Annotated in this window: 18 protein-coding genes; 8 read left to right on the plus strand and 10 right to left on the minus strand. The window is 66.8% G+C overall.

Going from position 1 to position 22,526, the window contains the following annotated elements; translation table 11 throughout:
• Nucleotides 1-38: 38 nt before the first annotated feature.
• Genes BMW72_RS11910 through BMW72_RS11925 form a run of 4 tightly spaced genes read right to left on the minus strand, consistent with a single transcriptional unit; the run spans nucleotide 39 to nucleotide 3,814 of the window.
• Nucleotides 39-1,631 carry a multicopper oxidase family protein gene (locus tag BMW72_RS11910; protein WP_092110817.1) on the minus strand — a complete coding sequence of 531 codons (1,593 nt, stop codon included), beginning with the start codon at nucleotides 1,629-1,631 and terminating at the stop codon, nucleotides 39-41.
• 59 nt (nucleotides 1,632-1,690) lie between these two features.
• Entirely contained in the window at nucleotides 1,691-2,686 is a 996-nt protein-coding gene (locus tag BMW72_RS11915; protein ID WP_092110819.1) for an Fpg/Nei family DNA glycosylase, read from the minus strand.
• Nucleotides 2,687-2,692: 6 nt separating this feature from the next.
• Nucleotides 2,693-3,184, minus strand: a complete 492-nt coding sequence (locus BMW72_RS11920) for a ribose-5-phosphate isomerase (protein ID WP_092110821.1) — start codon at nucleotides 3,182-3,184, stop codon at nucleotides 2,693-2,695.
• Nucleotides 3,185-3,193: 9 nt separating this feature from the next.
• Nucleotides 3,194-3,814: a mycothiol-dependent nitroreductase Rv2466c family protein gene (locus BMW72_RS11925; RefSeq protein ID WP_092110823.1), complete on the minus strand. Its 621-nt coding sequence runs from the start codon at nucleotides 3,812-3,814 to the stop codon at nucleotides 3,194-3,196.
• Between the two features lie 166 nt (nucleotides 3,815-3,980).
• Here BMW72_RS11925 and BMW72_RS11930 point away from each other — a divergent pair, with 166 nt between their 5' ends.
• Nucleotides 3,981-5,555: an MFS transporter gene (locus BMW72_RS11930; RefSeq protein WP_092110825.1), complete on the plus strand. Its 1,575-nt coding sequence runs from the start codon at nucleotides 3,981-3,983 to the stop codon at nucleotides 5,553-5,555.
• Nucleotides 5,556-5,654: 99 nt separating this feature from the next.
• Complete coding sequence (locus BMW72_RS11935) at nucleotides 5,655-7,181, plus strand: SDR family NAD(P)-dependent oxidoreductase (RefSeq protein ID WP_092110827.1); 1,527 nt, start codon at nucleotides 5,655-5,657, stop codon at nucleotides 7,179-7,181.
• A gap of 3 nt (nucleotides 7,182-7,184) precedes the next feature.
• Here the strand turns inward: BMW72_RS11935 and BMW72_RS11940 are convergent, their stop codons facing one another.
• Entirely contained in the window at nucleotides 7,185-7,487 is a 303-nt protein-coding gene (locus tag BMW72_RS11940) for a type II toxin-antitoxin system PemK/MazF family toxin (protein WP_338419420.1), read from the minus strand.
• Nucleotides 7,487-7,723, minus strand: a complete 237-nt coding sequence (locus BMW72_RS11945; protein ID WP_092110941.1) for a YlcI/YnfO family protein — start codon at nucleotides 7,721-7,723, stop codon at nucleotides 7,487-7,489. The genes BMW72_RS11940 and BMW72_RS11945 overlap by 1 nt, the downstream gene beginning before the upstream one ends.
• Nucleotides 7,724-7,998: 275 nt before the next feature.
• Between BMW72_RS11945 and BMW72_RS11950 the strand changes: the two genes are divergently transcribed.
• Both BMW72_RS11950 and BMW72_RS11955 read left to right on the plus strand, forming a co-directional pair.
• Nucleotides 7,999-8,871: a hypothetical protein gene (locus BMW72_RS11950; RefSeq protein WP_092110829.1), complete on the plus strand. Its 873-nt coding sequence runs from the start codon at nucleotides 7,999-8,001 to the stop codon at nucleotides 8,869-8,871.
• A gap of 68 nt (nucleotides 8,872-8,939) precedes the next feature.
• Nucleotides 8,940-10,532 carry an AAA family ATPase gene (locus BMW72_RS11955; protein ID WP_092110831.1) on the plus strand — a complete coding sequence of 531 codons (1,593 nt, stop codon included), beginning with the start codon at nucleotides 8,940-8,942 and terminating at the stop codon, nucleotides 10,530-10,532.
• Nucleotides 10,533-10,604: 72 nt separating this feature from the next.
• Here BMW72_RS11955 and BMW72_RS11960 read toward each other — a convergent pair whose 3' ends face one another.
• The 4 genes from BMW72_RS11960 to BMW72_RS18760 all read right to left on the minus strand — a co-directional run bounded on the left by BMW72_RS11960 (nucleotide 10,605) and on the right by BMW72_RS18760 (nucleotide 15,117).
• A complete protein-coding gene (locus BMW72_RS11960) occupies nucleotides 10,605-13,244 on the minus strand; it encodes a multicopper oxidase domain-containing protein (protein ID WP_092110833.1) in 2,640 nt (879 codons plus the stop codon).
• A complete protein-coding gene (locus tag BMW72_RS11965; RefSeq protein ID WP_174843152.1) occupies nucleotides 13,241-14,458 on the minus strand; it encodes a hypothetical protein in 1,218 nt (405 codons plus the stop codon). The genes BMW72_RS11960 and BMW72_RS11965 overlap by 4 nt, the downstream gene beginning before the upstream one ends.
• A 33-nt stretch (nucleotides 14,459-14,491) precedes the next feature.
• Entirely contained in the window at nucleotides 14,492-14,830 is a 339-nt protein-coding gene (locus BMW72_RS11970; RefSeq protein WP_092110835.1) for a DUF2249 domain-containing protein, read from the minus strand.
• Nucleotides 14,831-14,979: 149 nt separating this feature from the next.
• On the minus strand, nucleotides 14,980-15,117 hold the full coding sequence (locus BMW72_RS18760; RefSeq protein WP_166787632.1) for a hypothetical protein: 138 nt from the start codon (nucleotides 15,115-15,117) through the stop codon (nucleotides 14,980-14,982).
• Nucleotides 15,118-15,208: 91 nt separating this feature from the next.
• Here BMW72_RS18760 and pepN point away from each other — a divergent pair, with 91 nt between their 5' ends.
• The 4 genes from pepN (at nucleotide 15,209) to BMW72_RS11990 (ending at nucleotide 22,509) form a co-directional block, all read left to right on the plus strand.
• Nucleotides 15,209-17,755 carry an aminopeptidase N gene (gene pepN / locus BMW72_RS11975; RefSeq protein WP_092110837.1) on the plus strand — a complete coding sequence of 849 codons (2,547 nt, stop codon included), beginning with the start codon at nucleotides 15,209-15,211 and terminating at the stop codon, nucleotides 17,753-17,755.
• A gap of 210 nt (nucleotides 17,756-17,965) precedes the next feature.
• On the plus strand, nucleotides 17,966-19,096 hold the full coding sequence (locus tag BMW72_RS11980; RefSeq protein ID WP_092110839.1) for a mechanosensitive ion channel family protein: 1,131 nt from the start codon (nucleotides 17,966-17,968) through the stop codon (nucleotides 19,094-19,096).
• Nucleotides 19,097-19,195: 99 nt separating this feature from the next.
• Nucleotides 19,196-19,603 (plus strand): globin, encoded by a 408-nt coding sequence (locus tag BMW72_RS11985; protein WP_092110943.1) that lies wholly within the window; start codon nucleotides 19,196-19,198, stop codon nucleotides 19,601-19,603.
• Between the two features lie 98 nt (nucleotides 19,604-19,701).
• On the plus strand, nucleotides 19,702-22,509 hold the full coding sequence (locus BMW72_RS11990; protein WP_092110841.1) for a cation-translocating P-type ATPase: 2,808 nt from the start codon (nucleotides 19,702-19,704) through the stop codon (nucleotides 22,507-22,509).
• The last annotated feature ends 17 nt before the right edge of the window (nucleotides 22,510-22,526 follow it).

Consider the following 22,526-nt stretch of genomic DNA (forward strand, 5'->3'; position numbering starts at 1 on the left):
CCGCCAGCTTCTGCTGACGGCTTTCGCTGTTTAATCCGCTAGTGCCCGTGGGCCGGCGACAGCGCGCGCGGCCCGCTGCCGACGGCCAGGTTCGATTGAGGCACCCTCGCGTCGTGAGCGGTCGGCGGGGTGCCGGCCTGCTCTCCCGGCTTGACGACGACGAACTGGCCCATCATTCCGGCATCTTCGTGCGCCAGCATGTGGCAGTGGAACATGTACGGAAAGTCGGGATCGGTGTACTCAGCGAACTGCATGATCAGTTCATAGCGCACCCCCGGCTCGAGGTAGATCGTGTCTTTCCAGCCCGAGAGTTCGGCCGGCGGTGGCTCGGTACCTACCCGCAGCACCTGAAACTGCACGGCGTGCACGTGAAAGTTGTGCGGCAACGGCATGGCGTTGTCAACGGTCCACACCTCGGTGGCGCCGGCCTCGACGGTCTCATCGATGCGCGTCATGTCCATCAAGCGGTTGTTGATCGTGTAGCCGTTGAGGGTGAAGGAGCGGTCGGCGGAGGCATCCGCTTTCCGCAACGGTTCCATGGCGGCGAGGGTGGTCGAGGGGGCGCCGATGCTGCTGAGCGTGGCGGCGGCGCGCAGCTCCAGCACGTCGAGCGTGTCGTCGCCGGCGTTGCGGGTGGCGGCACTGGCCGAGGTGCCGAGGTCGGGCGGGGTGGACTGTAGATTTACCGTCTCGCCCGGGGTGACCTGCACGAGAATCTCGGCACGCTCCCCCGGTGACAAACGGATGCCGTCCATCGGCGCCGCCTCCGCGAGCAGTCCCCCGTCGGTCGCGATCAGGTCGAAGGACCGGCCGTCGCTGAGCCCGAAGTCATACATTCGCGACGTGGATCCATTGACCAGGCGAAGCCGCACCACCTCGGACGTGACATCGAGGTAGGGCGCGAGGGTTCCGTTGACCAGCAGCTGGTCGCCGATCGGCCCGATGTAGCCGCGCACGTCGGTGACGAATTGACCGTCGTCATCGAAACGGCGGTCCTGCACGACCACGGGAATGTCGTCGACACCGTAGGTGCGGGGCAGGGTGAGCGCTGCTTCCTCGTCGTCCTGCACCAGGAAGAGACCGGCCAGGCCCATTTCGACCTGGTGTTCCGTCTTTCCGTCGGGGTGCGGGTGGTACCACAGGGTCGCTGCGGGCTGGTCGATGGTGAAGTTCGGGCTCCAGGTGGCGCCCGGTTCGACCATCTGGTGCGGGCCACCGTCCATCTCGGCGGGCAGGCTCATGCCATGCCAGTGCACGGTGGTGGCCTCCCTCAGATCGTTCGCGACATTGATGCGCACGTCCTCCCCCCGGGCGGCGACGAGTGTGGGGCCGAGGTAGCTGCCGTTGTAGCCCCAGGTGTCGGTGTCAACGCCCGACGTGAACTCGGTTGTCCCCGATTCGGCCGTGAGGTCGAAGACTCGCTCTCCGTCAGCGTTGACGGTCGATTCAGCCAGCGGCGGGATGGCGAGCGGGTTCACAAAGTCGATCGTGCCGACGGTGTCGATCACGCCGGCGCCAGTGTCGGTCGAGCAGGCGGTCAAGCCCACGGCCAGCACGACCGTGCCGATCAGACCACCACTGATCAGGGTGGCAACACGACGGCGGGGGCGCACAAAGCGAGACGGGAGCATGACTCTATTTTCGCAGCCCGCCTGATGCGCTCACACCACGCCGGTTCCCAGCGAGTGCTTCAGGCCTGGCACCGCGGGCACCAGTACAGCTTGCGGGCGGCCATCTCTTCGAGCACGATGTGCGTTCCGCAGACCCGGCAGGGCAGGCCTTCCCGCTTGTACACCCAGTGCCGGTCGGCGCGATTCTTCATGGCCAGCCGATAGGTATCGCCCTCGAGCTTGTCCATGGTCATCATCTGCCCGGTCGCAACGCCGATGTGCAGCAGGTGGGCCCAGTCCTGCCAGAGCGCGCGCACAACCTCGTCGCTCAAAGACTTGCCGGGAGCGTGCGGGTTGAGGCCGGCCCGAAAGAGCATCTCGGCCCGGTAGACGTTTCCGATGCCGCTGACCACGGTCTGATCCATCAGCAGGCGGCCGATCGGCGCCGGCTTCCTGCGCACAACACTCACGAACCGCGCTTCGGCTTCCGGACTGTTGTCCAGTTCCGGGTCGGGTCCGAGTTTGGCGATGACGGCCTCGACCTGGGCCGGGTCAAGCACCTCGCACGCAGTCGGTCCGCGCAGGTCGGCGCAGACCGTGTCGCTGAGCAGGCGCACCCGCACCTGGCCGACCGGCTCGGGCGGAAAGGTGTCGGCGAGGTCGATCTCCTTTTCCTGCTCCGACATGCGCACCCGGGTGCGGCGCGGCGCCCCGATACTGAAGATCGAGTTCTCGCCGTTCTGGTCGAAGGTTGGGGCATCCGCTGAAAGATCGGTGCCGTGCTGGTTGGTCTGGCCCATCCGGCCGTTGGCCGCGGCCATCGTGGCATCCATGAGGATGTCTCCGCTGAAATCCCAGGCGCCGTACATTCCCAAGTGGATGCGCAACCACAGTCCGTGGTCGAACTCCAGGAACATCTGCTTGCCGACGGCGCGGGCATCCGTCACCGTGTGCCCGGTCAGTTGAGCGGCACCGGTCACGAACCGGCCCTGCGGCGAACTGACCGTGACCCGGTGGCCGACGAAATTGCGTTGGAACTGTCGGGTGATGCGGTGAACGGAATGACCCTCTGGCACCTCAGATCACTTTTCGTCGACGTTCTTGCCGACGATGGTTCCGCTGGTTTCATACTCCGCCAGCTGACGGATGCGACGCACGTGCCGCTCCTCCTCGCTGAACGGCTCGGCAATGAAGGCGTCGATGAAGCCGGTGGCCTCCCCGATGGTGTGCTCGCGGGCGCCGATCGAGATGATGTTGGCGTCGTTGTGTTCCCGGGCCAGCCGGGCGGTGGAGAGGTTCCAGACCAGGGCGGCGCGGGCGCCGGACACCTTGTTGGCGGCCATCTGCTCACCATTGCCCGAGCCGCCGAATACGATGCCGAGCGCTTCGATGCCGCTCTCCCGGTCGTCGACGGTGGCCTGCGCGGCGTTGATGCAGAAGGCCGGGTAGTCGTCGAGGGCGTCGTACGTCTGCGGCCCGTGGTCGATGACCTCGTGGCCGGCTGCACGCAGGTGCGTGATCAGGTGGTGGCTGAGGTCGAGTCCGGCATGGTCCGTGGCGATATGGATGCGCATAAGAGCAGTCTATTTAGTGCCGACGACCTCCGCGAAAATCGGCTCCCGGATGCGACTGCGCTTGAGCTCGAAGAATCCGTCGTAATTGGCGAGGGCCACGACGCCGTCCCAGAGCGCGAGGGCCGCATCGCCCATCGGTGCCGGGGAGATGACGGGGCCGAAGAAGGCCACGCCGTTGACGGCGATCACCGGGGTTCCGACGTCCTGGCCGACGCGGTTGATGCCGTCGAAGTGACTCGCCCGCATCTCCCGGTCGTACTCATCGCTGTCGGCGAAGGCGGCGAAGTCAGCGGGCAGGCCGACCTCGGCGAGCGCGGCCAGGATGACCTCGTCAGCATCAACGCTGCCCCCGGGGTGAATGAGGACGCCGAGGGCGTCATAGAGTGCCTTGACCATCTTTTGGCCGTGCAGCTCACCAGCGGCGGCCACGAGGCGGGTGTACTTCAGCGCCCGCGGAAAGAACGCCGCGTATTCCGCGCTCACGTCCTGATCTTCATTGAGGACGGCAAGGCTCATCACGTGCCAGGTCACCTCGAAATCGCGCAGTCGGGCGACCTCGTCGACCCAACGCGAAGTCATCCAGGCCCAGGGGCACGACGGGTCAAACCAGAAGTCAACGGAATCAGTCATGCGACCAGCCTAAGCGGGGCCAGCGGGGCTCCCGCATCCCCATTCCTGAGAATGCCGTTTGGGCAATGTCCCCCATGAGGGGGTATTGTGGCTGGGTTGAAAAAAAACTGCACCACGCAGTACAGCTTTGTCTTCGCAGCACAATATCTCCCCGGGAGAAATTCACATGCCCACTGACCGAAGCACGTCCAACCTGAATTCCGGCGCCACTAGCGCCGGGGCAGCACGGGGCAAGCCCGCAAGGACCCTCCGCCGCCGCCGCATCGCGGTCTCCGACGTCAACGTCGTCGACAAGCCCATCATGAAGCGCGCCCTCGGCGGCACCATCGTGGGAAACACCATGGAATGGTATGACGTAGGTATCTTCGGGTACCTCATCACCACCATGGGTCCGGTCTTCCTGCCGGAGGCGGACGCATCCGTTCAAACCCTGTTTCTGCTCGGAACCTTCGCCGCGACCTTCTTCGCCCGCCCGCTCGGCGGGGTGTTCTTCGGCTGGCTCGGCGACCGAATCGGCCGCCAGAAGGTGCTCGCCACCACCCTGATCCTGATGGCCGCCTCGACCTTCGCCGTCGGGCTGCTGCCCGGCTACGCTCAGGTCGGCGTCTGGGCCGCGGTCTTGCTGGTGTTCGTCAAACTCGTCCAGGGCTTCTCAACCGGCGGCGAGTACGCCGGCGCAACGACCTTCGTCAGCGAGCACGCCCCCGACACGCAGCGCGGCTACTTCGCGAGCTTCCTCGACATGGGCAGTTATCTCGGGTTCGCCATCGGAGCCTCACTGGTCTCGGTGCTGCAGCTCACCCTCGGGCAGGACATCATGGAGGCGTGGGGCTGGCGTATCCCGTTCCTCATCGCCGGTCCGCTCGGCCTTATCGCCATCTACTTCCGCATGAAGATCGACGAGTCGCCGGCCTTCCAGGCCACCCTCGACGCGCAGGAGGAAGCCCAGAAGAACCCGGTCGGCGCGACAGCCGACACTCCCAAGGGCCCGATTGCCATTTTCAAGGCGTACTGGCGCAACATCATCATCGCGATGATCCTGGTGGCCGCGGCGAACACTGTTGGCTACGCCCTCACCTCGTACATGCCCACCTATCTCACCGAGAACAAGGGGTACGACGAGTTGCACGGTACAGCGCTGACCATTCCGATTCTCGTGGTCATGGCCCTATGCATCCCGCTGGCCGGCCGGCTGTCCGACCGCATCGGGCGTCGCCCGGTGCTGTGGATCGGTGCGATCAGCACCGTCGTGCTGTCGTACCCGGCATTCCTGCTGATCGGCATCGGTGAGATCTGGTCGACCCTGCTCGGCCTGGCGCTCATCGCGTTCCCGGTCACCTTCTACGTCTCCAACCTGGCTTCAGCCCTGCCGGCGCTGTTCCCGACGGCGAGCCGTTACGGCGCGATGGGCATCTCCTACAACTTCGCCGTGGCCATTTTCGGTGGAACCACGCCGTTCATCATCGCGGCGCTCATCGTGGGCACCGGCAACGACCTGATGCCGGCCTTCTACCTGATGGGCACCTCGCTGATCGGGGCGATCGCCATCTACTTTCTCAAGGAATCGGCCAACCGCCCACTCCCGGGTTCGATGCCGAGCGTCAACACCCACGAGGAAGCGCACGAACTGGTCAAGACGCAGGACGACAACCCCCTGCTCGACACCGACGAGATGCCGTTCGACCATACCTTCGAGCCGCCGACCAACGCCCTACCCATTCAGGAACCGGCCAGGCTCTAGTTCAGTAATTGCCTGCGGGCGTGCGCGGCTTCGGTCGCGCGCGCCCGTTTGTCGTTGTTCGAAACGGATGCTCCCAGTCGGCCCGCGTAGAATTTGCGGATGACCTCCGCGCCCCCCAACACTGCGCCCTCCACCGCGGCCGAAACGAGCGCAGCCGAACCCGGAACCGAGTTTGCCGGAATCGACCCGCACGACCTCGAAGTGACCCTGCGGGTACTCGCCTCGCTCAGCGACGTGGATCCGGACAGCACCGACTTCGTCACCGTGCGCCAAGCTACCGCCAAGATGTTCAAGTCGGTCAAGATGTCGCGGCGCCTCGAGAAGCGCGCCATCATCGCGGACGCCGACCGCAGTGTGATCGCCGCCACGGCCACCGGCGCCCCCACTCGCATCGACGACGAGACCCGCGGCGCCCAGCTCTCGCTCGGCACGAGCGCGGCCACGGCCGGCGAACTGCTCGTTCCCCGCGCCTGCTACATCTGCAAGCAGAAGTACACCGTCGTCGACGCCTTCTACCACCAGCTCTGCCCGAGCTGCGCGCTCATGAGCCACGCCAAACGCGATGCCCGCACCGACCTCACCGGCAAGCGCGCCCTGCTCACCGGTGGCCGCGCCAAGATCGGCATGTACATCGCCCTGCGCCTGCTGCGCGACGGCGCCCACACCACCGTCACCACCCGGTTTCCGCGCGATGCCGTTCGCCGGTTCGCTGCGATGGACGATTCCAACGACTGGCTGCACCGCCTGCGCATCGTCGGCATCGACCTGCGCGACCCGGCCCAGGTGATTGCCCTCGCCGATTCGGTTGCAGCCCAGGGCCCCCTCGACATTCTCATCAACAACGCCGCGCAGACCGTGCGGCGCTCGCGCGGCTCGTACTCCCCCCTGGTTGAAGCCGAGGATTCCCCGCTGCCCGACGGCCCGCTGCCCGAGATCGTCTCGTTCGGGCACACGAATGATGCGCATCCGCTGGCCCTCGCCGCGTCGGTCTCCGGGCATCCGCTCCTCGCCGGTGCCTCTGGCGCCGGTGCACTCACCGCGGATGACCTCACCCGCCTCGCCCTCGCGGCCGGCTCGTCATCGCTCGAACGCCTCGCCGCCGGCACCGCGATCGACGCCGGCGGGCTCGTGCCCGATCTGCACGAGGTGAACAGCTGGACCGCAAACGTCGAAGACGTCGATCCGCTCGAGATGCTCGAAGTGCAGCTGTGCAATACGACGGCACCATTTTTGCTGGTGAGCCGCCTGCGGGCGTCGCTGACAGCATCCGCTGCCCGCCGCACCTATATCGTGAACGTCTCGGCGATGGAGGGTGTGTTCGGCCGCGGTTACAAGGGCCCCGGTCACCCGCACACCAACATGGCCAAGGCCGCGCTCAATATGCTCACCCGCACGAGTGCGAAGGAGATGCTCGTCGACGGCATTCTCATGACGAGCGTCGACACCGGCTGGATCACCGACGAACGACCGCATCCCACCAAGGTGCGCCTGGCCGAGGAGGGTTTTCATGCCCCGCTCGACCTGGTCGACGGCGCCGCCCGGGTGTACGACCCGATCGTGCGCGGCGAGGCCGGTGAAGACCTCTACGGCGTCTTTCTCAAGGATTACCAGCCCGGCGCCTGGTAACCCTCAGTCGAGGTCGAACGCCGTGTGAATGGCGGCGCTGAGCTGTGGCTCCTGGCGCGGCAGTAGAAATCCGATTTGGCGGCCGAGGCTGGCCACCGGGATGGTCACGATGTTATCGCAGCTCACGACGCAGTTCTGGTCGAGGCCGTTCGCCGGGCCGACCGAAACTTCGGTGGACAGTCCGCGCACGGTGCTGGTGATGGGGGCGACCGTCACCCGCGTGAGGTGCGGGCGCACGAGCTCACGGGTGAGCACGAGAACCGGCCGTGCCTTGTCGAGGTGCGCAATGTGAATCGCGCGCATCATCACGCGAGGTCCGACGGAATGATCGCGCCGTAGCGTGCGAGGTCGTCCAGGTCGTCACGGATTGTCGGCTGCTCGGACAGAATGCGCACATCACGCAGTGCAATCTCGCGGCGACGTTCTCGTTCGAGGGCCCGGGTGATCACAGCGGCGCGGCTGCTGTCGCGGCCCTCGGTCACCGCTCGGTCCAGGTAGTCCACGATGTCGTCGGGCAGGCGTACCGCGATCTGTCGGCTCATGCGCGTCAGCATACCACTTTGGGATTCATTACGGTATGGCGATGCAAAAGCCCGTAATCTGTCGAGGAAAGCACAGGTCACGAGCGAAAAGTCGCCACTGCCAGGCTGACCGCAGGCTACGCCTCAGCCGGCAGACCGCCAGCACAGGATGATCACAATTTCCGCAGCAGCGAGAGGGGTCGAACGGCCCTGCTGGTGAGCATTGATTGGCGTGAGAATGGGTAGCAAGACCTCGGCCCGAATACCCAAGGTCGCAGGTCCCTGGAGGAGAAGGAATGACTGCTGATTCGCTGCCGACTACGGCTCACCGCACCGACACAAGCGCTCGGCTGACCCAGTCACATCGCTCGCTGTGGCTCTCGATTGCCGCTGCCCTGCTCGCTTGGGGCGGCAGCATCCTGACCCTCGCCAACAGCGCTGTCTACGACCAGCTCACTCCGGTGTTTCTCCCGCAGGCTCTCGCCCAGGACGCGGCGAATCTCATCGTCGCTGCCCCGATGCTCGCCGTCAGTGCGGTTCTGGCGCTCCGCGGGTCTGTCCGCGCTCACCTGATCTGGCTTGGTGTGCTGGCCTTTACTGTCTACAACTACGTAATCTACGCGTTCTCCGTTCCGTTCGGGCCGCTCTATCCGCTCTGGACGGCGGTTCTGGGCTTGAGCCTGTTCGCACTCATCGGCGGCGTGCGCACCCTTACCGATGCTACGAGCACCGCCCGGTTTCGCAGCCATCGGGCGACCAGCGTCGCCGCGTGGGTGTTGCTGATCGTGGCCGGATTGTTCGCGCTGATCTGGCTCAGGGAGGATCTGCCCGCCTTACTCGGCCGAACGACCCAGCAGAGCTCAACCGACATGAACCTGCCCACCAATCCGGTCCACACACTCGACTACATCTTCTTCCTGCCGTCGGCGTTCTACGTGGGGATCGGGCTGCTGCGAGAAAACCCGTTTGCCTCGCGCGCGACCGCTCCGTTCCTCATCTTCATGGTCCTCACCTGCGTGCCAATTGTCCTGACTCCCGTTGCGCAGGCCGTCAGCGGGCAGTCGCCGGTATGGAGCATTCTCGCCCCGATTGGTGTCATCGCGGCAGTCGTGCTCAGCAGCGTCACCTGGCTCCTGATAACCGTCCGACAGGCGCCAGCGGGTCTCTGACCGTGTTGGTGCGCCCTACGATTGGCACCATCCGGTGCAGATCATCGGGCACCAGGGAGGAACGCACCATGATCGAGGACACTTTCGACCGCGACGTCGTGCGCTCGTTCAAGAAGTTCATAGAGCGCGTCGTGGCGACAGCGGATGCCCAGAACCCGTCCGGACTGTCTCCCCTCGGCGACGCGATCAGCGAGTTTCTGGGAGCGAACGCGTCGACGTTGCCGGTCGTGTCTGAGACGCTCGCCGATCATCGCCTGGTCGACGCCGACGTGGCCCTGACCACCCTGGGCGGTCTCGATCAAAGCAACGTCCGCGGTGTCTCCGGTGGACAACAGCGTTTTCACTCGAGCTTGTCGGAGCTCGTGGCCAGCCCGTTCCAGGGCTTCGGACTCGGGCCGGTGGACTACTCGGCCCGGGCCACCGGACCGACGTCGACCCGCCAGGTGGTCTCCTTCGGCCTCAGGCTCATCCGCTTCGAGGGCCAGCCGATCGCGGTGCTGCAACGCGCCGCCAACCCGCAATTCGGCCGCAACACGGCCGAACTCGAGATTATGGCCGAGTCGCCCGAAACCGTCACGGCATTTCTCGAGCGCCTCCGCGGCCTCATGATCGAGCACAGCGTGCTGCGCGGGCAGGTGCTCTCGTTCGTGCAGACCGAGTATGGGGCCGGAGCCGGAATCACCTTTCTGGAACGCCCCGTGGTTTCAGCCGCCGCCATTGTGCTGCCGGAGAGCATCCTCAGCACCATCACCGACCACGTCATCGGAATCGGTGAGCAGCGCCAGGTTTTACTCGCTGCCGGGCAACATTTGAAGCGCGGGGTGCTGCTCTACGGGCCTCCCGGCACCGGCAAGACCCTCACCGTGCGCCACCTGCTGAGCGAAACTCCGGGCATCACCGCCGTGTTGCTCACCGGGTCCAGCATTGTGCACATCGCTGCGGCCGCCGAGATCGCACGCACCTTCGCGCCGTCGATGGTCGTGCTGGAAGACATCGACCTGGTCGCGATGCAACGCAACGCCACGCCCCAGCCGCTTTTATTCGAGGTGCTCGACGCCCTCGACGGGCTCGACGGTGACGCTGACGTGGCGTTCGTCATGACCACGAACCGGGTCGAGGTGCTCGAGCGCGCCCTCGCCGAACGACCCGGCCGCGTCGATCTGGCCGTGGAGGTGCCCCTACCCGCCCTGGCCGAACGCGAGCGGCTGTTCCGCCGCTACGCGCAGAACCTGCCGTTCAGCCCGGCCGCCCTCGACGCCGCGGCCGGCCGCGCGGAGGGCGTGACCGGGTCGTTTGCGAAGGAGCTCATTCGCCGGGCAGTACTCCGCGCCGCCCTGCGCGAAGGCACGGTCGACGACACCGACCTGCAGGCGTCCCTCGACGACCTGTTGTCGGCCGGTGAATCCCTCACCCGACGCCTCCTCGGCACCAGCAGTGGCGACACCCCGCGCTGGCAGCCCGATGAGGAGCCGAGCGATGGGCCGAACGAAGGCAGCTACGTTCCACGGCACGGTTTGGTGATGACGCGCGAAGCCTCGTTCGGCTGGGTCACCGCAAGCGCAGCGCAATTGTCGGCGGCGCCGCCGCCGGCGCCGGCGCACGACGCGACGCGGGAACCTCCTCACGAGCCCCCCGCAAACCCGGCCGAGCCGGTGCAGTGACCGCTGGGGCGCTGGGTCAGGGCGATCGGCTCACCGGCCAGCGCCAGTATGAGACGGATGCCCCGGTACCGGTTACGGCAACACCTCGAAGATACCGCGGGCGCCCTTCTCGGCGTCCGACATGACGTGGCTGACGAAGGGGTAGTGGCCCGGCTGGGTGAAGCTGAGTTCGACGAACCCACCCTGGGCAACAGCGAGATCGAGCACCTGGGAGCCGCCGGTACCGGTGCGGCCGCCGTCCTTCAGCAGGTAGTCGCCCTCCTTGTAGACGGTGGAGAATTGACCGCCCACCACGTGGAAGGCGCTGCCCACGTTGGGCCCCGCGGCCAGCACCCAGACGCGCACGGTCTCTCCCGCCTTCGCCTTCAACGGTCGGGCGGCGTATTGGTTGGCGTACCCGTTGAAGACCACGACGTCGGGGAACTGCGTCGCCACCTTCGCGGCATCCACTTCACCGCCCTGAGCGCCGAGGTACAGTTCGGACTGCACGAGGAGGTACTCGCGGTCCACCGCCGCCAGGCCGGGCGGGTCGATGATCACCGCACCGAACATGCCGTTCGCGATGTGCACCGACATAGGCATGGTGGAGCAGTGGTAGAGCCAGATGCCCGACCGGGTGGCGGTGAAGGTGTAGACCAGTGACTCTCCCGGCGCGATGGTGCGCATCACGGAGTCGGGCGCGATGTCGCCGGCGTGGAAGTCGATCGAGTGCCCGAGCGTGCCCTCGTTCACGAGTGTGATCTCGAAGACGTCGCCGACGGTGCCGCGCAGGGTGGGCCCGGGCGCGGTGCCGTTGAATGTCCAGAGCATCTGGGTGACACCGGGCGCCACCTCGGTCTCCACGTTCCGTACGACGAGGGTACGCCGATGCGTTGTGGCGAGGGGGGCTGGTTCCAGTGTGGCGTCCCGCGCACGGAAGGCAGCGTCGGGTTCAGCCAGTGCATCGAGGTCATCGGCGGCTGATGCCCCGGTCGTGGCGGAGCCGTGGCCGGAATGGGCGGCGCTATCGGCGCCTGCGCTATCGGCGCCTGCGCTATCGGCGCCCACGGCGACGATGCTGATTTCCATGCCCAGCAGCCGATGCCCGGCGATCGAACACCAGCCGGCCACGCTCGCGCCGATCACGCCAACGTGCACGGTCTCGGCGGCGCCCGGGTCGAGTGACCCCGACACCAGACCGGATTCCAGGACCAGGTTGTGCACCATGTCGTCGCCATTGGTGAGGGTGATCACCAGCTCATCGCCGACCGGCACCTCGATGCGGTCGGGCACGAAGCGGGTGCCCACCATGTCGACGGCCACCGTCGTGGTCTGCCCGGTGATGGCCAGGGCGCCCCCGGCTGAGGATCCGGCGGCCTGGGTCGACACCGTCGACAGGCCCACCGAGGCCGGGTCGATCACAATGCCGACGGTCACCGTGAGCAGCAGTGCGCTCGCCGCCGCGAGCATCCGCCCGGTACTGCGCGGCCGATCGCCCGGCACCGGCCGTTCGCCCGGCGCCACGCGCACGAGCGGCAGGGCGCGCACCCGCCGGTTGACCCGCAGCGCACGGGTGAACAACACCAGGAAACTGGCCAGGCTGACCACGATCAGCATCGACAAGGCCACCGTGAGAGTGCTGGAGACGGGCAGCAACGACAGCGCGAGGGCGCCATTGACGACCGCGACCCGAAAGAGTCCGCCCCGGTCGAGCTCTGCCGCGGTGGCTTTGAGGGCGGCAGGACCGCCCCCGAGCGCTACGGGCACCAGGTAGCTGAGGGCACCGAGTAAAATCTGGGCGGCGAAGCCGATCGCGAAGTAGGGCACGAGGGTTTCGACGCCGGCGGCCGCGGCCGTCCAGCTGGGGGCGAGAGCCACCTGTAGCCCGAAACCGAGGGTGCAGAGCGCAAACCAGATCTGCGCGACACCGAGGCTCCAGGCGGCGAAGGTGACGGCGGGCGCTTTGCGCAGGTGTCCGAGGCCCTCTCCGAGCACTCGACCCAGAGCTACCAGGTACACAAGAACGCCGAACGCCACAACCAGGCGCAGGTCGGCCAGGCAGCCGACGAGTTGCAGCCCGAGACCACCGACCAGCACCGTCAGGGTGCGGCCAGCCGCCACTGTGGCACCCTCGACGCGGGTGTGCAGCACCGTGGGCCAGAGCAGCGCGACGGTTCCGATCACGGTGAGGCCAACCCAGCCGAGCAGGTTGAGAGCCAGGTGGCCGATGAACAGGCGTTCGTAGGCCTCACCGCCGCCGTCGAGCCGGGCCATCAGGATGCCGAGGGTCACGCCGCCGGCGAGCATCACGGCGCTAACTACGTAGTAGCACACGAGTGGGGCGAACCGGCCGGGCATCGCACCATGGGTCTGGCCCACGATCACGGCGGCGTGGGCGAGCGCGTTCAGGCCCACCAGGATGCCGCCGACCAGTACGAGGGGGTACCAGCCGATGACCATGCCCGTCATCAGGGCGATAGCGCCAACGGTGTGCATGCTCAGCCGCAGCCCGAGCGAAAAGTGGTGGCCGAGGGCTTTGCGCCGCAGCAGGGTGTCGGCGAAGTGCTGACTCCAGATGAGAATCGCCGTGCTGACCCCGCCGAGCAGCAGCAGGTGCACGAGCAGCCAGCCCGACGACGGCACCTGGCGGTGCAGCAGGGTGAGAATCACCGCGGCAGCGAGCCAGGCGGGCACCAGGCTGCCGGAGACGATGTGCCAGAGCTTGTCTTTCATAGCAGTGAACCCCGAAGGGCTGCGCTCGACGGTACGGTGGTGCCGCGCGGCGCGGCGAGCAGTCCGGTTCCGTTCGGAAGCAGCACCGAGAGCACGGCAATCAGCACGAACAGCAGCACCGCGACGATGTTGAACACACCGCCCCACTGCACCAGCACCGGCCAACCGTAGGTGTCGCCGAGCAGCACCCGGGCCAGCAGCGACACGTGCAGCAGCACCGCCGGCAGGTACATGACCGGCCGGTAGGGCAGCGGCCGGCGCAGCACGGCGGGGAGGATGGTGGGCGCGTGCGCCATGATCATCGACATCACGAAGCCCAGGAACACGGCGTGCATCAGGGCGTCGTACGCGGGGCCGGAATAGACCGGGCCCTGCAGCAACCAGATACCGCCGACGACAAGCAGCCAGCCATAGCCGGCCAGCAGGCAGCCGGCCATGTAGCGGGGCAGCCCGGTGGACCGCACCAGGCGTGTGGCCACGTCGTGCCGGAACAGCCAGCCCACCAGGGCCAGCATCCCGGCACCGAGCAGGGGGTAGCCGGCGACCGGCCAGACCAGGGCCACGACCGAGCCGAAGCTGAGGTTCAGGCTGATGCCGAGCATCCACCCTTCAGCCCGGCGGTTGACGGTGGGCGAAATACGGGACAGCTCGAGGCGCTCACCGGCGATCGTGAGCACCAGGTAGAGGATGAGCAGTGGCGCGAGCTGCGGGATACCGATGCCGCGCAGCCAGAAGATGGTGGCCATCAGTCCCGCGAGGGCGCCGAGCACCTGCACCGCGGTGGATACCGCGCCCTGCTTGCGCCAGATCTCGGCATAGATGGCCAGCAGCAGGGCGCTGCCGGCGACCAGGGCGGTCTGGCCCACGATGACGGGCAGCGGTGAGATGAGGGCGATGCCCCCGCCGCCGAACAGGCCGGGGGCGAAGTAGGCCCAGCCGCGGCGCACCGCCACGGCTCGTTCGAGCGCGACAACGGTGCCCACGAAACCGAACACCATCAGCGGGCCGTGCACCGCGCTGAGCCGCACGGCGTCGATCGGCGCGGCAAGGCCGAGCAACAATAGGGCGCCGTCGAGTCCGGCCAGCAGGGCGATGCCGCCGAGGAGAAGAAAGCCCAGCCGGGCGGTGACATTGGGTCGTGCCGGCGAACCGGGGCCACGTGCGCTGCCGGTTCGTCGAAGAGAGCCCGGCGTGGTCGTCGGCGGCGTAGTCATCGGCGGCATGGTCAGGTCAGGCTGGCGGCGGGGTCAGTTGGCGCGGGTCAGGCGCACGGTCCAGGTTTCGGGTCCGCTTTCGAGGTAGGAAACGGCGAAATCGCCGGGGCGGGCGGCTTCGAGCTGTCCGAGGAGCGGCAGCGGGTTGTGCGAGGCCACCAGGTCGAGGGTGAAGCCGGGCTGGATGGCTCCGAGTGCGCCGAAGATCGTGGCATGGCGGATGGCGTGCGGGATCGGGCGACTGTCGAGAACGATGGTCTCGGCGTCGTCGTGGCCGCAGGCGCACGCGTGTGCGGCGGGAGCGTTGGCGGGTGCGGCGTCGGGCCCGGCACCGGGTCGGCTGACAGACAGGTTGATCGTTTCGGCAGTCATGGACTTTTCTCCTTCGCCGGGTCGAGTGACCCTTATCGCCAGTTTAGAGGATTTTATTCCTTTCAATTGACCGGGCGTGTTTGCCCCGTGCAGCCGAGCCGCACTGAACATCAGGTTCGGTTGTCACTTCACCGGCGGCAGCCGATCGATCAGCGTCGCGTTCTCGGGGTCGTTGCCACGCCGGCGGCCCACCCCTCGTAGCAGGCGCTCATTCCGCGCGCTTCACGCTCGGCGAAGGCCCGGTAGCGGGCGCTCGTGGCAACCGTTGGATCAGTGTTCTCTCTCATGGGCACATCGTAATCATGGTTAGGCTTGCGGGGTGCGATGGCGCCACGAGTGCCAAAGCCTCACAATCGTGAATCGAATTGGAGAACTAAGTTGCCTGGAGAAAACCTCACCCGCATCGAAGCGACCGAGCGCGCCGCGCTGGTCACCGTAGCGAGCTACAACGTTGTGCTCGATCTCACCACCGGTCCCACGACGTTCGGCAGCACGACCACGGTGCGCTTTAGTGCCACCGCAGGCGCCTCCACCTTCATTGACGCCATCACCGCGCGGGTTTACTCGGTGACCCTCAACGGCGCAGCGCTCGATGCGGCCGCGGTGAGTGACGGCATCCGCATTCAGCTGCACGACCTGCAGGCCGAGAACGAGCTGGTCGTCGTCGCTGACGCGCTTTATACCAACACCGGTGAGGGCCTGCACCGCTTCGTCGACCCGGTCGACGACGAGGTCTACCTGTACAGCCAGTTCGAGGTGCCCGACTCCCGCCGGGTGTTCGCGGTGTTCGAGCAACCCGACCTGAAGGCTAAATTCTCCTTCACCGTCACGGCGCCGCGGGAGTGGCAGGTCGTCTCCAACTCCACCACGCCCACGCCGATCGACGCCGGCAACGGTGCCAGCACCTGGGCGTTCGAACCGACCCACGTGATCTCGAGCTACATCACCGCGCTCATCGCCGGCCCCTACGCCGTCGTACGCAGCGAACTCACGTCGAGCGACGGACGCACCATTCCGCTCGGCGTGTTCAGCCGCAAGAGCCTTAGCGAATACCTCGACGCCGACTACATCCTCGCGAAGACCCGCCAGGGCTTCGCCTACTACGAGGAGAAATTCGGCTACGCCTACCCGTTCGACAAGTACGACCAACTGTTCGTGCCGGAGTTCAACGCCGGCGCCATGGAAAACGCCGGCGCGGTCACCTTCACCGAAACCTACATCTTTCGCTCCAAGGTGACCGACGCCATCAAGGAACGCCGCGTCGTGACGATTCTGCACGAGCTCGCCCACATGTGGTTCGGCGACCTCGTCACCATGACCTGGTGGAACGACCTCTGGCTCAACGAGAGCTTCGCCGAGTGGGCGTCGACCATCGCCACCGCCGAAGCCACCGAGTGGCACGAAGCCTGGACCACCTTCGCCGTGATGGAGAAGAGCTGGGCCTACAAGCAGGACCAGCTGCCCTCGACCCACCCCGTCGTCGCCACCATCCGCGACCTCGACGACGTTCTGGTCAACTTCGACGGCATCACCTACGCCAAGGGCGGCTCCGTGCTCAAGCAACTCGCCGCCTGGGTGGGCATCGATGCCTTCTTCACCGGCGTCGGCTCCTACTTTCAGAAGCACCAGTGGGGCAACACCGAGCTGCGCGACCTGCTGGTCGAGCTCGAACTGGCCAGCGGCCGCGACCTCGGCGAATGGGCCGCGCTGTGGCTGGAAACCGCCGGCGTCAACACCCTGCGCCCCGAGATCACCGTCGACGCGGCCGGCCGGATCACCGGCTTCGCCGTACTGCAGAGCGCCGCCGCCGAGTACCCCACCCTTCGCCCGCACCGCCTCGCGATCGGCTTCTATACCTTCAACGATGCCCACCAGCTGGTGCGCACCCATCGGGTCGAGCTCGACGTCGACGGCCCCCGAACGGATGTCCCCGCTCTCGTCGGCCGCGACCGCGCCGACCTGATCCTGCTCAACGACGACGACCTGAGCTACGCCAAGGTGCGCCTCGACCCGGCCTCGCAGGCCGTCGCCCTCGAACACCTCGCCGAAATTTCGAGCCCACTCGCCCGCGCCCTGGTCTGGGGTTCGATCTGGGACGCCACCCGCGACGCCGAAACCACGGCCCGCGACTTCGTGCGCCTGGTGCTGAACAACGTCGCCACCGAAACCGAGTCGACCACCCTGCGCACCGTGCTCGGCCAGGTTGTGCTCACCGCGAGCTACTATGTGGCGCAGCCGCATCGCGACGCCGTGACCACCGAGGTGGCCGACGCCCTCTGGACGCTCGCGCTGGGCGCGGCAGCCGGCAGCGACGCTCAATTCCAGTTCGTGAAGTTCTTCGCCGCCGTCGCGGCCACCCCCGCGCAGCTCGACCAGGTGGCCGCTTTGCGCTCGGGCGAGACCCTGCTCGAGGGACTCACGGTCGACACCGACCTCGCCTGGGAGCTGCTCACCGCCCTCGTGGCCGGTGGGCGTGCCGACGCCACCGAGATCGATGCCGCGCTCGACGCCGACAACACGGCCACCGGAGCTCAGTCGGCTGCCCTGGCCCGAGCTGCCCTGCCCACCGCGGAGGGCAAGCAGGCAGCCTGGTCATCGCTCATCGACGTGGACACGGCCGCGACGACGATCGTGCGCACGACGGCCGCTGGATTCCTGCGGGTCAACGATGCGAAGCTGCTCGAGCCGTTCGTCACGACCTACTTCGACATGCTGCAGGCGGTGTGGGAGGCGCGGAGCTTCTCGATCGGCGAGAAGCTCGTCATCGGCCTCTACCCGGCACCGCTGAACAACCAGGCCCTCGCCGACGCGACGCAAGCCTGGCTCGACGCCAACCCGGAGCCGGCCGCGCTGCGCCGCCTGGTGGTGGAGAACCTCGCCGGGGTCGAGCGGTCGCTTCGGGTGCAGGCGCGCGACGCCGAGTAGCTCACCACGGCAGACAACCCCGCGATCGGCCCCGGCCGGTCGCGGGGTTTCGTGCATCGCGCCGTTCACAGCAAACTCCACGCAAACTGGGCGGATGCCACTGGCTGCGTTGCAGGCACCGGGTCACGCCGGCCGCACGGCCGGGTCTGCAGCCCCGGCCGAAGCCACTTCACGGGTGACGCCAAAGCCCCTCGGTAGACTGGCTCTGATATGAACTGGGAAACATTCTGGGCCGACCTCGGCACCTACTTCGCTCAAATTACGTGGACCGTCTACCTGGAGAAGATCTTCGCCGTCGCGATGATCGTCATCATCGCCTTCGCCGTGCGCTGGGCCCTGCAATATGTCATTCGGCGGGTCGTGCAGCAGATTGTCTCGGGCGTCAAGAAAAACCAGAAGGTCGACGACACCCAGGCGCTGAACGTGTCGCCGCTGGCCGCGGTGCGGGTCGTGCAGCGCTCCCGCACGCTCGGCGCGGTGCTGGCGAACATCGTCAACGTGTTCATTCTGATCACGGCGCTGCTGCTCATCGTCACCACCCTGAACAAGGACATTCTCGGCTCATTCGCCCTGCTCACGGCAGCGATCGGTGCCGGCCTCGGTTTCGGTGCGCAGAACATCGTCAAGGACATTCTGAACGGCCTGTTCATGGTCGTCGAGGATCAGATCGGCGTGGGCGACATCGTCGACGTGGGCTTCGCATCCGGTGTCGTCGAAACGGTCGGAATTCGCATCACGCAGGTGCGCGACGTCGACGGCACCCTCTGGTTCGTGCGCAACGGCGAGATTCTGCGCGTCGGTAACATGTCACAAGGCTGGGCCCGCGTCATCATCGACCTTGCCATCCCCTACAGCTCCGACGTCGAAGCCGTGCAGGACGAACTGTTGCGCGTGGCCAGCGCCCTCGCCTCGAGCCGCAAGTGGCGTGCGTTCATCCTCGAAAAACCTGAGATCTGGGGCCTCGAGTCGATCAGCGCCGAAGCCCTCGTCACCCGCCTCGTTGTCAAGACCCGGGTATCGGCCAAGTGGGACTTCGCCCGCGACCTGCGCCTGCACATGAAAAAGGCCCTCGACGGCATGGGAGTGCCGCTCACCCCGCTCAACAGTGTGGTCATGACCACCGGCGACGGCACCATTGACGGCTCTGCCGTTGAACCCGCCGAGGGTGCTCTGGACGCTGCCGAAGAGGCCGCAGCCGCCGTGCCCGATGTCATGGCCGGCGTACGTACCGGCCCCGTGTCGGTGCGTAAGCCCCGCGGGCCGCGCAAGGCCAAGCCGAAGAATGTTCCGGCTCCAATGAAACCGCCGGACCCGGAAACTCGTGGCGACGGCATTGACTAGCCTGAAGTAACCACGCATCACGCCTCGAGCAGAAAGCCGCACCACGTGACAACTGAACGACACCCGACCGACCAGCCGACCGCCCCTGCCGGCGTGCACCTGCGCGAAGGAGAGAACGGTGCGGTCGTGGTGCCGACATTCTTCGACGAGGTCGGCGGGACGCCGTTCTTCGAGAAGCTCGTGCACGACTTCTACGTGGGAGTGGCCACCGACCCTGTTTTGAAGCCGATGTATCCCGAGGACGACCTCGGACCGGCCGAACACCGCCTGGTCATGTTCCTCGAACAGTTCTGGGGCGGTCCGGGCACCTACAGCGAGCAACGCGGCCACCCGCGCCTGCGCCAGCGGCACGTGCCGTTCAAGGTCAATCCGGATGCCCGCGACCGCTGGCTCGCCCACATGAAAGTTGCCGTGGAAGCAGCCAATCTGCCGCCGCTGCAGCAGGGCATCCTCTGGGACTATCTGGAACGCGCCGCCTTCGCGATGGTGAACAGCTTCGAGGAGTAGGCCGCGCCCATGCTTGAACCCGGCCGGCTCTCGGTAGGCTCACTGTAGAAATACGGGTCGACGGATTCCCACCGCAACCCCTGACCCGGGGAGTTGGCATGCAGGAGAGCACCGCAGCACACGGCGACAACGCCTCGCCGCCGAGCACCGACCAGGTCGTTGCGGCGATCGCAGCCGGTGACGCCTATCGTGACACCGAACCTGACGTGCTGGCGCGATTCGAGACGCGCCGCACCGGGCTGACCGATGCCGAGGTGGCCCGGCACCGCGCACTGTTCGGCGACAACGTGATCGTGCAGGTGCAGCAGGAATCGATGCTGCTGCGCTATCTCCACCAGTTCAAGGACTGGATGATCGTTCTGCTGCTCGCGTGCGCGGCGATCACCGGCTACCTCGGCGACACGCTGACCTCCGCCGTGCTCGTACTGCTGGTGCTGTTGAACACCTCCATCGGGTTCGTGCAGGAATACCGCGCCGGCAAGACCATGGATGCCCTGCAACACCTCGCTCAATCGCTCACCCAGGTGTTGCGGGAGAACGTGTTCGGCCAGGTGGACTCCGCCGAGCTCGTCGTGGGCGATGTCGTGCGGCTGGAGGAGGGCGCGGCGGTGCCGGCGGACATCCGCTTGATCGAAGCGACCGCGTTCTCGACCAATGAATTCGCCCTCACCGGCGAGAGCGACCCCACCCGCAAATATACCCACGCCATCATGACCGAGGTCGCGGTCGCCGAGCGGCACAACACCGCGCACGCCGGTACGACGGTGGCCACCGGTGAGGCGATCGGCGTCGTCGTGGCCACCGGCACCCACACCGAGCTCGGGCGCATCGCCCGCCTCACCCAGTCGGCGCCGCGCACGGTGAGCCCATTACAGCGCGAGATGGGCTACCTAGCCCGCAATATCACCTATGTAGCGGTGGCCCTGGCCCTGGTGTTGCTTGTCGTCGCGGTGCAGGCTGACCTGCCGTTCCATGCGGCGCTGTTGTTCGCTGTCGGTTTTGCGAGCGCGGTCATTCCGCAGGGGCTGCCGGCCGAGGTGAACACGGCCCTCGCCCAGGCGGCCGGGGCGCTCGCACAGCGGCAGGCCCTGGTCAAGCGGCTCAGCGCGGTAGAAACGCTCGGCGCCACCGAGGTGATCTGCACCGACAAGACCGGCACGCTCACCAAGAACGAGATGACGGTGACCGAACTAGTCGTGGCCGGCCGCGACTATGTCGTGACCGGCATCGGCTATGCGCCGGAGGGCAGTATCGAGCCGGCGGGCGCGGCATCCGCTGATCGGGTGCGGCTCACCGCTTTTCTGCGCACCGGGTTGCTCGCGAGCAACGCCCGGCTGCTCGCCCCCGACGACAGCCATGCCGGCTGGCATATCCTCGGCGACCCCACCGAAGGCGCCCTCGTCACGGTCGCCGCGAAGGCCGGAGTGGACCTCGCCGCGACCGATCGTGAGGTGCGGGAGTTTCCGTTCGACTCGGCCCGAAAACTCATGACCTCCATTCGGGAGAGCCCCGAGGGCTCCCTCGTCGCCCACGTGAAAGGAGCGCCAGAGAGCATCGTGCAGCGCTGCTCGCACATCGACGACGGCGGCACCCTGCGGCCGATCACCGACGCCGATCGCGAGGCCTTTCTCGACCGGCACGCCGAGAAGTCCGATCGTTGCCTGCGCAACCTCGCCTTCGCCACCCGCACCGTCACCCCAGCGGATGCCGCGGCGGTCGACCCGCAGGCCGTCGAACGGGATCTCGTGCTGCTCGGCCTCGTGTCGATGGTCGACCCGATTCGCGAGTCGGTGCCGGGCGCCATGCGGACCGCCCTGGACGCGCGGATTCGGGTGAACATCATCACGGGAGACTTCTCCCGCACCGCCGAGGCCATCGCCCGTCAGGCCGGCCTCGACAGCACGGACCAACTGACCGTCGTCACGGCCGACGCATTGCGCTCAATGCCCGACGATCAGGTACTCGCCCACGCGCTCAAGGGCTATACCGTGTTCAGCCGGGTCGATCCCGAAGACAAGACCCGCATCGTCGACCTCGTGAAGAAGTCGGGCCACGTCGTGGCCGTCACCGGTGACGGCATCAACGATGCCCCGGCGCTGCGTCATGCCAGCATCGGAGTCGCGATGGGTGCCTCCGGAACGGATGTCGCCAAGGAAGCCGCCGAGGTCGTACTACTCGACGATAGCTTCTCCACCCTGGTCGGCGCCATTGAGAAGGGCCGGGTGATCTACGCAAACATCGCCAAGGGTGTGCTCGCCTGTCTCACGTCGAACGTCGCCGAGCTCGTGGTCAATATTGTGAGCCTGCTGCTCGCCACGATCGCCGGCGTTCCGCTCGCACTGAACGTGCTGCAGATTCTCGCGATCGACCTGCTCGGCGAGTTGTTGCCGATCGCTGCGCTCGGCAAAGATCCGGAATCGGGCCGGATCATGACGCGTGGGCCGCGCGATCCGAAGGCGCACATCGTCAACCGGCGCAGCATCCTCGATGTGGTCTATGCCGGCTCGCTCATCGGCCTGCTGGCAATCGGCAACTACCTGCTGTTCTACTCGCGGGCCGGTGTGAACCCGTTCGACGGCCCGCTCGCCGCCGCAATCGTCGCGCAGGCCACCACCATGACCTACGTGACGATTCTGGTCTGCCAGCTGGTCAACATCGTGCAGCGCCGCAGCGAGCTGGGCGCGTTCAGCCGCTACCAGTTCTCGAACCCCACCTTCTGGCTCGCCTGCGCCTTCGGCGTGGCGGTGATGCTTGCGATCGTCTACGTACCGTTCGTCAACGTGCTGTTCTCGACCGGCCCGCTCGGCTTCACGGACTGGGGCTTCGTGCTGCTCTCCGCCCTGATCTACCTCACCGTACGCGAGGCCGGACGGCTGCTTCGCAGCAGGCGCCACCAGGTCGCCTAGGTGACGCGGTTTGCTGC

This window comes from Cryobacterium luteum, from assembly GCF_900110125.1.
GTDB lineage: Bacteria > Actinomycetota > Actinomycetes > Actinomycetales > Microbacteriaceae > Cryobacterium > Cryobacterium luteum.